Source organism: Fibrobacter sp. UWR4 (genome assembly GCF_003149045.1).
In the GTDB taxonomy this organism is placed as follows: Bacteria; Fibrobacterota; Fibrobacteria; order Fibrobacterales; family Fibrobacteraceae; genus Fibrobacter.
Genome location: NZ_QGDU01000012.1, coordinates 56,194 through 69,044, shown reverse-complemented (window position 1 = coordinate 69,044; position 12,851 = coordinate 56,194). Strand labels below are relative to the sequence as shown.

Here is a 12,851-nt window from a genome sequence, read left to right as displayed (position 1 = left end):
GAGAAAATACTCTTAAAAGGATGTCTCTTATGGATATCAAGAAACTTTTTACTGCTGGTGCAAGCGTTGCCCTCGTTTCCATGATGGCCGCCTGCTCTGACGATCCGTCATCTCCGAACAATCCGGTCAATCCGCCGGTGGATGGAACATCTTCTGCTGGACAGCAGAATCCTGTTGCAAGTTCCTCCAACTCTAATGGCGGTGGAAATAGCGTGCTGGTGTCCAGTGCGTCTCTTTCCGATAAGGATGAACCGCAGATGGCTTGCTCTGAAATTATGTATAACGCAGCCGATGGATCTCCCCTGGAATGGGTGGAAATCTATATCGCAGGCGGTTCTGACATGGCCAACATGCAGGATTACTTGCTGCGTCTGAGCGGTGATGTGGATTTCACTTTCCCTGCAGAACCCCTTAAGAAGGGCGAATATGTGGTTGTGACCAATGACGCTGCAGAATTTGCTAAGGCATATCCTACTTTCGCTGGTCGAGTTTTCGGCGGTATGACGGGTAAGCTTGTGAATGAAGGTGGCGTGGTGAACGTGAAGGTTCGTGGCGAAGGTGACGTGACCTGCGCTTTCAGTAGTGAACCTCCCTGGCCGAGTCTTGCTGATGGTAAGGGCCGTTCCCTGGTATACACCGGTGGAATTGCAGCTCAGTCTGTTTCCTGGTGTGCAAGTGCGCTTCCCAATGGTAATCCGGGTGTAGGCAATGATGCTTGCATTGACGTGGTGAATACCGTCCGTATTAACGAAGTGAAGCCCTCTATTCTGGGCACTGCCGGCTTTGAAGCTTCCTGGGTTGAACTGTACAATTCCGGCAAGGAACCTGTTGATGTCACGGGTTGGACTTTGTTCGTAAAGCTTCGCAATGAAAAGTTGACCATTAACGCTGGCGTTGTTCCTGCAGGTGGCTATCTGCTTCTTGATGGTGCCAAGGACTTCAGCGATGAACTTGTGGTTTCCGACCAGGGTGGTGAAATCTACCTGTATGGCATGGTGGAAGGTCAGGAATCCAGTATCTGGCTCCCGGCTGGTAAGGGTGTAAGCGGTGTCGTGGACGTGGCTGACGGTTCCATTGCTCAGGGACCCCTTGCCGAAGCGACTCCGGGTGCAATGAATTCTGCCCTTAAGCTTGGTTCTGTCTATATTGACGAAATTCATTATCATCCGGATGAAAAGGATGCTCTGCCGTTCGAATTCCTGGAACTGGTGAACGCCACTGCAGCTCCCATTTCCCTTTACAATTCTACCGTAAAGAAGGGCTGGAAGGTCGAAGGCGTGAATATTGAATTCGGTCCCAACGATATCATTCCGGCTAATGGACGAATCCTTTTGATTCCCAGCGTATTGGAAGATGTGAATGATGCTGGCTGGGGGGCTGACCTTGTTCGAACGACTTATAGTGTTCCGGCGGATGTTGCTATCTACACCTACAATGGTAAGCTTTCCAACCGTGGTGAAACCATTGCGGTGAAGGAACCCTATTCTTCAACGACGAAGGATGGTATTGTCAAGTATTTCTACATCTGGCACGATGCTACCTTGTATTCCGATGCATGGGCTGGCCTCACAGATGCTGATGGTGTCGGTTATAGTTTGCAGCGTGCAAACGTGACTACAATGGGTTATGGCCCTTCTGCATGGAAAGCTGCTGAACCTACTTTCGGCAAGTAGTTATATTGCGACGAGATTAAAGAGGCTTCCGGAAGGGAGCCCTTTTTTTATATCTGAAAAATATTGTAATAATTTTGTAATATTATTTGCGAAAAAAGTAAGAAATATAAGGTTTTTGGAATGATGTAAAAAGTAGAGAATTGTTATTTTTAACAATATGAAAAAGTGTTTGGCTCTTCTTTTTTCGTCTTGTATCGCAGTATCCGCTACACCTATTACACTTTCAGATGCCATTGAAATGGCAAAAAACAGCAATTCCCAGATTAAAGCAGAAAAGGCTAAGGTGGATATGGCTGAAAGTGGCCAGGGGGAAGCTCGTTCCCGCTTTTTGCCTCAGCTTACTTTGACTGCTAGCGTTACAAAGATAAACGATCCCATTACAATCGACTTAAGCTCCCTTCAGGCTCCTCTAAGTGATATTGCAGGTGCCGCAGCGTATTCCAAGGCGTATTTGGCTACCTATAATGCTGCGTACGAAAAAGCCTATGGTGAAGCCTATGCTGGAGCCGTAAAGCAAATGGTTGCTGCAGGTATGCCGCAGTCCATGGCGGAAGAACAGGCAAAGGCTGCGCTGGAAGGCAAGACGGGCGATATATGGAGTGCTGTGGTAACCAGTAAGGATGCCAACGATGCTGCGGTCCAGCAGGCAGAAAAATTTGGTGCTGACGCATCCAGTAAAATTAAGGACTCCAAGGACTTCAGCATGAAGGTCCAGGACGATGTGTTTTTCAATGCTCGCTTGACTGCAATCTGGCCTCTGTTCACGGGCTTCAAACGTACGGCGGCCTATAGTGCTGCCAAGGAAAATGTGGTCGCCAAGAAGGCTGCGTTTGAAATGGCTCAGAATACGGTTCTGATGGATGTGGCCACCAAGTATTTTACTTTGCGTCTGGCTGAAGAATTGACCATCATGCGCGAGGAAACCAAGAAGAATTTGGAAGAACATCTTGCTCGTTCCAAGAAATTGGAGGAAGGTGGCCAGATCAGTAAGGCGGAACGCCTCCGTGCAGAAGTTGCCCTAGCGGAAGCAGAAAATGCTCTGGAAGATTCCTATCGCGACCAGTCTCTTGCCCGTATGGCCCTTGCAAGTCTTCTGCATACGGATACTAGCCTTACCGCAGTTACTCCGGTTCTTGTTCCGGATAATATTCATTCCATGGAGGAATTCAAGCAGTTGGCTCTGGAGAAGCATCCGGGGCTGGCTCAGCTCCGTACGGAACGTAAGCGTTCCCAGGCTGCAGTGAGCGCTGCACAGGGTGATTACTATCCTATGGTAGCATTGTTTGCCTATAAGGAACTGTATACGAAGGACTTGACTATTCTGGAACCGGAATGGGCTGTAGGTGCAAAGCTTCAGTGGGATTTGTTCAAGGGTGGAGAAACCCGTTCCAAGGTTGCAAATGCAAAGGCTATGGATCGCTCTCTCAGCAGCATGGAAGAACAGACCATGGACAACATCAAGCTTCTAGTTGAAAAACGCTGGCGTGAAAAGGAACATGCTCAGAGCCGCTTGACGAGCCTTTCCAAGACTCGTGAACTTGCAGAAGAGGCTCATCGTAGTCAGACTCTTGCTTATGAAGCAGGCCTTGCTACAGGCCTTGATGTGGTGGATGCTGAACTTGCCTTGTCCCGTTTGCAGGTGGCAGAATTGAAGGCTCATTTTGACGCGGTGGTTGCGTGGCTTGGATTGTTGGAAGCTAGTGGCGAAGTCGCAAATGCGGGTGAAATGTTGAAGGATGTGAAACCGGTGGAACCTGCTCCTGCAGAACAGGTTGTGGAACCGGTAACTCCTGCGGAACCTGTAGCTACAGTGGAACCGGTTCAGCCTCCTATGGCAATGCCTGCTGCAGAATCTGCAGCAGAACCTGTGCCGCCTGCAGCACCTGTAGAATCTACCCAGCCTGTGACTGAAGAAACGTCCGCCCCTGCTCAGGCACAATAAATTTAATGAATAGAAATGGAGAATGATTGATGAAAGCGCTGAAAATTATTGGAAAGGTTTTGGTCGTCGCAGCCCTTATTGCACTGATTGTGCTGGGCATTTCCACCTTGCAGAAGTTTGCGACGGAACCTCGCGAGGCTTTCCTTCAGGGACAGATGGAAGCCCGCCGAGTATTGGTTGCTGGTAAGGTTCCTGGCCGAGTGGAAACGGTGTTCTTCCGCGAAGGGGATATGGTAGAGAAGAATGCCATTGTGGCAATTATCAGCAGTCCCGAAATCGAAGCAAAGAAGATGCAGGCTCAAGGCGCTCTTGGTGCTGCTCGTGCTCAAGCTTCCAAGGCTCGTAATGGTGCACGTAGCGAAGACGTGACTGCACTGAAGGCGATGGCAGATCGTGCTCAAGATGCAGCAAATCTTGCCCGCAATACTTATGACCGCGTGCAAAAGCTTTATAGCGAAGGTGTACTTCCGTTGCAGAAACGCGATGAAGCTGAAACCCAGATGAAGGCTTCCCAGTCTGCCGCTGATGCAGCCAAGGCCCAGTATGACCAGGCACTTGCTGGAGCCCGTTCCGAAGATAAGGCTGCCGCAAATGCTCTTGTCCTTCAGGCAAAGGGTGCAAATGCCGAAGTGGATGCTTATCTGGAAGAAACTAAGATTCGTGCCCCCATTTCCGGTGAAGTTTCCGTGAAGCTTGTGGAAGAAGGGGAAGTGGTTGGGTCTGGCATGCCGATTCTTGCGGTTACCGATCTGGATGATTCCTGGGCTGTATTCCACCTTCGTGAAGACATGCTGAAGAATGTTTTCAAGGGTAAGACCTTCAATATGTACATTCCCGCTCTTGACATGCATGTGGATATGGAAGTTTCCTATATCGCTTCTGTAGGAGATTATGCCACCTGGCGTTCTTCCAAGGAAAGTGGCGGTTTCGACCTGAAGAGCTTCGAAGTTCGCATGCGCCCCAAGGCTAAGGTTGAAAACCTCCGCCCGGGCATGAGCGTTCTTTTCCCTGTGGAACAAATTCAGTAATCCCGCTGGAAGGCTTCCGTGTTTCGTAGCTTTTTCAGAACGGTAAGGAAGGTTTACTTCGGCCATAATCTGGTGATGTGGCTTGTAATCCTCATTTTGCCTATGGCGACATCCATCTTTATGGTGGATGTGTTTTCCGCTGAAATCCTCCAGCATATTCCTGTAGGGGTTATCAAACAGGACCGTAGTCAATTTGCGGATGAACTTGAGGACGGTCTTCATGCAAATCCCGTGGTGGATGTGGTTTTGGAATGTGAAGATTTCAGTGAATGTGAACATGCTGTCGTGAAGGGGGAATTACAGGCGTTTGTGCTTTTGCCTTACGACTTGGAACGTCGTGCCCTTCGCCTTGAATCCCCCGTCATTCCCGTTTTTTCCAGTGGACAGAACTATCTGACCAATTCCTTCGCTACAAAGGAAATCCGTACAGTTATTTCCTCCATCGGATCAAACTTGTTTACTAAAGGTATGGATGAGCCGGTAAAGGTTTCTCTTCAGTCAGTGGGAAACTCTACAGGAAATTACCAAGGATTTCTTGGAATGGGACTTGTTACCGCCATTTTCCATTTGGCCTGTATTCTTGCCGCTGTGTATATATTCAGCTTGCCGTTCCGCGATCATCGCGTTCGTGAATATCTGGCTGCTGCTGGTGGGTCCCGTGTAATCCTGGGGCTGGCAACCATTCTCCCTTTAGGGCTAATTCAGTCCATGGCGATGATTGGGGTGTATGCTTACACTCATCGTTTTATGGCGCCTATGACTTTGGATGAGTTCATTATTACCGCTTCTGGGCAGATGGCCATGGTGTTTGCCTGTAATGGTGCGGGGGCTGCCTTTGTTGCCATTACGGGGAACATGCGCATGTCTACCAGCGTGGCGGGTGTTATTGCAGGGCCTGCCTTTGCTTTTGCGGGACAGACTTTCCCGATCATGGCAATGCCTTTGGCTGTCCGTTGTTTTGCCTTCTGCCTGCCTTTGACCCATGTTCTAAAAGTGCAGTCCTGTATGCTCCTGGGAAGTGCAGGTAAGGCTCACGCATGGGAATCTATTGTTGTGCTGTTGGTGATGGCCCTGTTCTGGCATTTACTTGCTTCCCGCTTGTTATTTGTTCGCTGGAAAAAGGCGGCAAAACGTGAAGAAGAACGGAACCTTGTTTCTGTAAATTTGATGGGGGAGGCTATTAAGAAATGATAGATCTTTTTAGACGCCTCATGAAGGTTGCTTTTGCCGAATGGAAGCTGTTCTATACAGATGCTGCTGCGGTGTTGCTTCTGGTGGTTGCAGGCGTTCTTTACGCCTTCTACTATCCTACACCTTACATGAATCAGACTGTGTCTGAAGTTCCTGTTGCTGTAGTGGATTTGGATCATACGGTCATGTCTCGACAGTTGACTCAGATGTCTGAGGCTGCTCAGCAAATTGATGTACGTTACGTGTTCTCCGATTTGCGTGATGCGGAAGACGCCTTGGCCAATGAGAAAATCTATGGTTTCATGGTGATCCCTCAGGACATGGAGAAGACCTTGCGTAACGGAGGGACCGCTATGGTTAATGTATTTACGCATGGCGCCTACGTGATGCTCCACGGAAATATTGGAACGGCTTTTACCACTTGTGCTTTGACTCTTGGGGCGACGACGAAGGTCAAGCGGATTGCCCTCGGAAAGAAAGTCCCCGCCGCCAAGGCTATTGCCATGCGCGATCCCGCCCCGATTAGTATCCAGACCTTGTACAATAATACAGGCAGTTATTCCAATTACGTGGTGCCTAGTGTGTTAGTGCTGATTCTTCAGCAAACGCTTGTCATTGGCATCTGCGTACTTGGTGGTGCTCGTGCCCATCGCAAGTTCCGTAAAAAGTACCGCGACAGTGAAGTGGAAAACGAAAAGATGCCGTATCGTTATTTCGGACGATCCCTGGCATACTTCCTCCATTATTGCAGCTTCATTCTGTTGTACCATTTTGTGGTGTACAACGTTTTTGAATTTCCCCGTCGTGGACAGGTCCTGCCTATGATTGCCTTTGCGGTGGTTTTCCTTTTCAGTACCATCAATTTTGGAATGGTGCTGTCTCAGGTTTTCCTCCGTCGCGAGACAAGCATGCAGATATTCCTGTACATGAGCATCCCGATTCTGTTCCTTGCCAATTTCAGCTGGCCCACGAATCTTGTGCCCACCTGGATGTATGGCTTATCTGCATTGTTGCCTTCAACGTTTGCAGTACCTGCCTGGTTGAGTATCGAACAACGCGGTGCTGATATTTATGAAGCTTCGTCCCTGCTATATCCTTTGGCCCTACAGGCGGTGTTCTATATGCTGTTAGGTCTTGTACTTACAAGAATCCGCGACAAAATGCCATTAAAAACTGGGGATATGTAATAGAAAAAGTGCCTGCAGGTCAACCTGTGGGCTTTTTTTGTACATTTATGGAGGAAAAAATTGACAGGGCATGTGGTTCTGTTGATAACGACAAAGAGGTTTTGTTATGATGTTTGATCCCCTCTATATGGGAATCCTGTTGGTCACCCTGGTCCTTTCTGGCGGTGTGTCCTGGATGGTAAAGACCCGCTTTGCTGCAGGTCAGAAGGTTGGTATCTCCAGCGGTCTTACTGGGGCCGATATTGCAAAGGCTATCCTTATGGACGCTGGTATTACGGATGTCCAGGTGCTGGAACACCATGGTTTCCTGTCGGACCATTATAATCCCATGAACAAGACTCTGAACTTGTCCCGCGAAGTTTACTATGGCCGTAGTGCAAGTGCTGCAGGTGTTGCTGCTCACGAAGTAGGACACGCTATCCAGCATGCTCAAGGCTATTTCCCCATGTGGCTTCGTTCTGCCATTGTTCCTGTGGCAAACATCGGTTCTAACTTTGGACCGCTGATTGTGATCATCGGTATCATGCTTATGGGCATGGGAAAGGCCTTCGGTCAGGATGTTGCCATTGTCGGCGTCCTGTTGTTTGCGGCTACCACCTTGTTCACTTTGGTGACTGTGCCTGTGGAATTTGATGCTTCCAGCCGCGCCAAGAAAATTCTTGCCCGCCTGGATATTGTGTCCCAGGGTCGTGAATACAATACGGTGAGTGGCGTCCTGTTTGCTGCCGGTCTAACCTATGTGGCTGCAGCGGTAGGTTCCATTCTTCAGTTGCTGTACTGGGCTTATAGAGCAGGCCTGTTTGGCGGAAGACGAGATTAGTCTGACGCATAATCCTAGCGCTTGTATAAAAAGGGCACCGCAATTTGCGGTGCTTTTTTATTCCGTCAAAATCGGAGAATTAGTCTTTTTTTCCGAAGTTCTTTGCGCTTCGCGTAAGATAGGCAATGTATTCTTCATCGGTCATTTCATTGCCTGCAAAGAAGGGACTGTCATCCTTGTCTTCCTCAGGTTCTTCAGCCTTCTGGACAACAGGAACTTCTTCCTCTACCTGGTTTTCTTCAATAGACTTTTCTTCGGGGATTACGGGCGCTTGCTGCACGGGAGCCACATCGGGCTGGATTACAGGTGCAGATGCCTCACCATTGCTATAAAATTCCTGGGCCTTGCGCATGAACTCGGCGAATTCTTCGTCTGTCATTTGCGGCTCTGGAGCAGTGTCCTGTGTGGGTGTTGCCACAATGGGTTCTTCAGAAACTTCCGTTGCGGAAACTACGACGGGAATTTCATCTTCGTCGTCATCGGCAGATGTTACAACTTCAGGAACGAAGTCGTCGTCGCTCTCGTCACTTGAAATGACGGCGGGTGTTTCTGTAACGGATTCTGTAGCGACAACCGGCTGTTCCTGGGAATCCGTAACTACACCTTCTGCGGCGTCATCTGCCTTCATCATTTCGGCGAAGGGGTTTTCCTGGACGTCGGACATATCCACCTTACCTTCCAGCATGGCGGTAAGATCATCTTCAGAAACGTTGCGTCCGCTTTCAGTCCATTGCACGGCTTCGCGCATGACTGCTGCCAGGTCTCCTACAGTCTGTTCCTTGGAACGGGCCAGTGCCTGGTTACGGATGGCCTCTACAAGGCCCGGCTTTACGTCCGGATCCTTGCTGAAGAATACGGTTTCGCGGGCCATTTCGTCGGCGTAGTCCGCATTGTTCTTTTTGCGGTAAATCCAAATAGGACCGAACAGTTCACTTTGCCTGAAGACGATTTCATCCGTCTTGATCATTTCCAGCATGGCCATGAAGGTCACTGCAGCAACAATGGGGTGGGCATCGTTATCCAGGAGGTCTTCAAAGAGTGCGCGGCCATTGACGCTGAGGAAGTTGTTGATGGCCTGCTGACGGTCCTGAATGGTGACGTAGTCCAGTTCGATGTGATGGATCGTTTCGGAAATCTTTGTCTTCAGGCTTTTCTGGTAGGCTCGGAAAAGCTGCCAGATATTTGCGTCTGCCAAGGTTTCATCATCGTTCTGTGTCTTTTCCAGACGACCGCGGGAATAAGTTCCGAAGTTGTTCCCTTCCATTTCCTGGAGTCCGCTAGCCACCTGCTTGAAACGCTGGTATTCCAACATTTCCTTCATGAGGGCTTCGCGGTCTTCGTTATATTCCGCTTCCATTTCCGGATCACGTTCTTCGGCGGGGAGCAGTTCCTGAACCTTCAGGGCCATAAGTCGACTTGCCATGGAGAGGAAATCCCCTGCCTTGGAAAGGTCCATACTGGTGGATTCGCTATAGACGTTTACCCATTTCAGGAACTGGTCGGCAATTTCTGCAATGGAAATCTGTTCCAGGGGAACTTCTTTTTTCTGGACTAGATAGACTAGAAGGTCCATGGGGCCGTTGAAGGCTCCAATACGGACTTCGTATTCTTCCTGTTCCAAAAGTTCCTGTTCTGTTTCCATAGGCTTCAAATGTAGAAAAAACTCTGGTTTAGAGGTTAGAGTATATTAGGGGCTAGGGGCTAGGTTCTAGGGGCTAGGGCAGCGGGTTTCAAGCGCTTGCGTTTTTAAGACAACTAGATTTTACTCGCAGCGTATTCCCGACATCCCTAATCACAATACCCTGAACCCTATACCCTAAAATCTCTAACCACTAATCACTAGTTTAGGGTCTAGGATCTTAGAGGTACGCTTCGCTTGAGGTATGAGGTCGGAGCTTCGCTCCTAGAGGTTTGATGTATTCTAACCACTAATCTCTAGGTTCTAATTTCTAGTCTCTATTGCCAACTTCCCTCAAGCACCGTCAGGTGCGACCTGTCAACCTCACTCCTCAAAGGCGCTTCGCGCCGACCTCATTAGCCACTATTCCACCGTCACGCTCTTTGCCAGGTTTCTCGGCTGGTCCACGTCGTTGCCGCGGAGGACTGCGATATGGTAGGCCAGCAACTGCAACGGAATGCAGGTGAGAATAGGCATGAGCATGCTAGATGTCTTGGGTACCTTGATCAGATGGTCCGCAATTTCGTCCAGCGGGTGGCAATCCTCAGTAGTAATGGCGATGACTTTGCCGCCACGGGCCTTGATTTCGCGGACGTTGCTGATGACCTTGTCAAAGAGGGCATCCTTCGGGGCGATCACTACGACCGGCATGTTTTCGTCGATAAGGGCGATGGGGCCGTGCTTCATTTCTGCAGCGGGATAACCTTCTGCATGGATGTAGCTGATTTCCTTCAGCTTCAGGGCGCCTTCCATCGCGACGGGGTAGTTGTAGTGACGGCCCAGGTACAGGAAATTTCCAGCCTTTGCGTACTTCTGGGCGATACCGGCAATCTGGTCGGAAAGTTTTAAAGTCTGTTCTGCCAAATCCGGAAGTTCCTGCATGGATTTTACGATGTCCATACCGCTTTCGAAGGAAAGGCGGCGCTGGCGACCTAACAGCAATGCGATCATGGCAAGGACTGTTACCTGGGAGGTGAAAGCCTTTGTACTTGCCACACCGATTTCGGGACCTGCGTGCAGGTAAACACCACCGTCGCTGGTACGTGCGATGGTTGAACCTACGCCGTTACAGATGGCGAGAGCCGTAGCACCCTTCTGCTGGGCTTCCTTCAATGCAGCCAAGGTGTCGGCGGTTTCGCCGGATTGGGAAATGGCGAGAACAAGAGTACCCGGCTTGATAATGGGATTGCGGTAACGGAACTCGGAAGCGTATTCCACTTCTACAGGAACGCCTGCAAGATCTTCAATCATGTATTCGCCTACCATACCTGCGTAGTAGCTGGTACCGCAAGCGGTAATGATAATACGATTGATGTTTCGCAGTTCCTTGATGTTGGTGTCGAGACCGGCGAGCTTTGCGTTACCTTCTGCGGCCAGAAGACGACCGCGCATGGTGTTGCGCAGAACTTCGGGCTGTTCAAAAATTTCCTTCAGCATGAAGTGGGCAAAGCCGCCCTTGGCGATAGAGTCTGCATCGAATTCCACATCCTGGACTTCGTGCTGCACCGGCTGACGGAGAATGTTCAGCAGGTTATAGCCATCTTCATGAATTTCCACCACGTCGTTATCTTCCAGATAGACAACCTTCTGGGTGTGGCTGATAATAGCGGAAACGTCACTGGCCAGATAGAATTCATTCTGGCCAATTCCCAAAATCAGGGGGCTGCCACGGCGGGCGCCAATCAGGGTGCCGGGACGTTCACTGCAGATTACTGCAAGACCAAAGGTTCCTTCGATAAGGGAAAGGGCCTTAAGGACGGCGTCCTTAAGGTTGCCGGTGTAGAACTTTGCAATCAGGTGGGCGACGACTTCGGTATCGGTTTCGGACTTGAATTCAATTCCATCTGCCTGGAGGCGTTTTTTCAGGACAGCATAATTTTCAATAATACCGTTGTGAACGATGGAAATCTTTCCGTCAAAACTGGTGTGAGGGTGTGCGTTCTGTTCGGTAGGAGCTCCGTGGGTGGCCCAACGGGTGTGGGCGATACCAAGGTTGCCTGCTGCGGGGGTTGCTTTCAGTTTTTCTTCCAGGGCAGAAATCTTGCCGGAAGCTCGAACTGTAGTAATCTTGCCGTCGTTCAAGACGGACACGCCGGAACTGTCATATCCGCGATATTCAAGTTTCTTTAAACCGCCCACAAGAACGGGCAATGCATCATTTTGACCGATGTAACCAACGATTCCGCACATATATGTTCCTTGATTTGCTTACAGAGGGCAATATATGAAAAACTTTTGGTAAAAAAGATTTTATCCGTTCTTTTGAACTGCGATTTTTGTTATTTTTCGGGACACAAACGTGCGCTAGCGATGCTTGCGCCAAAAAAAGGAATGAGAATGGATAAAAAATTGATTATTGCTGCAGGCGCTCTTGCTTTGGCTATGACTGGTTGCGATCAGTTCTGCCAGGGTGGTGCAGCTTCCCAGACTAAGACTACTTTGGTGACTGATAAGGAAAAGTACAGCTACGCCCTCGGTGCTCACTTTGGTAACCAGGCACACTTCCAGCTGGTCACTCGTGATTCCATTGATCTTGACGTTGACGTATTCATTCAGGCTTTCAAGGAACGTTATAACGAAGATTCCGCAAAGTATCTGATGGTTGACTCTGTCGTATTTGAAACTCTCAACAAGCTTTCCGCTGATCGCCAGAGAGAAAAGGAAATGAAGGATAGCCTGGCTGCTGAAGCTAACAAGGCTGCCGGCGAAGCTTTCCTTGCCAAGAACAAGACCGCTGAAGGCGTTATCACCACCGAAAGTGGTCTTCAGTACAAGGTAATCACCGAAGGTAATGCTGATGGTGCAACTCCTGCAGAAGGTCACATCGTCAAGGTTCATTACACCGGTACTCTTCTGGACGGCACCAAGTTCGACAGCTCTGTCGATCGTGGCCAACCTCTGGAATTCCCCATCAACGCCGTCATTCCGGGTTGGACCGAAATGCTCAAGCTCATGAAGGTGGGCGAAAAGGTGACCGCATGGATTCCTAGCGACATCGCTTACGGTCCTCGTGGCCGTGGTCCGCAGATTCCGGGCAACAGCACTCTCGTGTTCGAAATGGAACTGATTGACACCCATGCCGCAGAAGAACCGAAGGTTGAGGAAGCTAAGCCGGAAGTGAAGACTCCTGCTAAGGCCGAAAAGAAGGCTGCTAAGAAGGCTGCTCCCAAGGCAGAAGCTAAGCCTGCTGCCGCCGCACCTGCAGCTGCTGCACCGGCTGCCGCTCCCGCAGCCGCTCCTGCCGCTCCTGCTGCAGCACAGTAAAAAGATTTCCTAGATTAGAAAAGTCTTTTGAAAAATCTCCGGAGACAATCCGGGGATTTTTTTTATTT

Annotated in this window: 9 protein-coding genes; 7 read left to right on the top strand and 2 right to left on the bottom strand. The window is 49.7% G+C overall.

What is annotated here, in order from left to right; genetic code table 11:
* The first annotated feature begins 29 nt into the window (after positions 1-29).
* From BGX12_RS06600 to BGX12_RS06575, 6 genes are all read left to right on the top strand, one after another.
* A complete protein-coding gene (locus BGX12_RS06600) occupies positions 30-1,673 on the top strand; it encodes a lamin tail domain-containing protein (RefSeq protein ID WP_109735325.1) in 1,644 nt (547 codons plus the stop codon).
* Between the two features lie 157 nt (positions 1,674-1,830).
* Positions 1,831-3,615: a TolC family protein gene (locus BGX12_RS06595; RefSeq protein WP_109735292.1), complete on the top strand. Its 1,785-nt coding sequence runs from the start codon at positions 1,831-1,833 to the stop codon at positions 3,613-3,615.
* Positions 3,616-3,644: 29 nt separating this feature from the next.
* The gene (locus tag BGX12_RS06590) at positions 3,645-4,643 is read left to right on the top strand and encodes an HlyD family secretion protein (protein WP_109735291.1); all 999 of its coding nucleotides are present in this window, start codon (positions 3,645-3,647) and stop codon (positions 4,641-4,643) included.
* Positions 4,644-4,661: 18 nt separating this feature from the next.
* Complete coding sequence (locus BGX12_RS06585) at positions 4,662-5,834, top strand: ABC transporter permease (protein WP_146196272.1); 1,173 nt, start codon at positions 4,662-4,664, stop codon at positions 5,832-5,834.
* A complete protein-coding gene (locus BGX12_RS06580) occupies positions 5,831-7,021 on the top strand; it encodes an ABC transporter permease (RefSeq protein WP_109735289.1) in 1,191 nt (396 codons plus the stop codon). Before BGX12_RS06585 ends, BGX12_RS06580 begins: the two co-directional genes overlap by 4 nt.
* A 106-nt stretch (positions 7,022-7,127) precedes the next feature.
* Positions 7,128-7,841, top strand: a complete 714-nt coding sequence (locus BGX12_RS06575) for a zinc metallopeptidase (protein WP_109735288.1) — start codon at positions 7,128-7,130, stop codon at positions 7,839-7,841.
* Between the two features lie 79 nt (positions 7,842-7,920).
* On the opposite strand, the gene BGX12_RS06570 is transcribed toward BGX12_RS06575, so the two are convergent.
* Both BGX12_RS06570 and glmS read right to left on the bottom strand, forming a co-directional pair.
* Positions 7,921-9,483, bottom strand: coding sequence for a ScpA family protein (locus tag BGX12_RS06570; protein ID WP_109735287.1), 1,563 nt, complete (start codon positions 9,481-9,483; stop codon positions 7,921-7,923).
* A 399-nt stretch (positions 9,484-9,882) separates the two neighbouring features.
* Positions 9,883-11,709: a glutamine--fructose-6-phosphate transaminase (isomerizing) gene (gene glmS / locus BGX12_RS06565; protein ID WP_109735286.1), complete on the bottom strand. Its 1,827-nt coding sequence runs from the start codon at positions 11,707-11,709 to the stop codon at positions 9,883-9,885.
* Positions 11,710-11,856: 147 nt separating this feature from the next.
* Between glmS and BGX12_RS06560 the strand changes: the two genes are divergently transcribed.
* The gene (locus tag BGX12_RS06560; RefSeq protein ID WP_109735285.1) at positions 11,857-12,783 is read left to right on the top strand and encodes an FKBP-type peptidyl-prolyl cis-trans isomerase; all 927 of its coding nucleotides are present in this window, start codon (positions 11,857-11,859) and stop codon (positions 12,781-12,783) included.
* Positions 12,784-12,851: the final 68 nt, after the last annotated feature.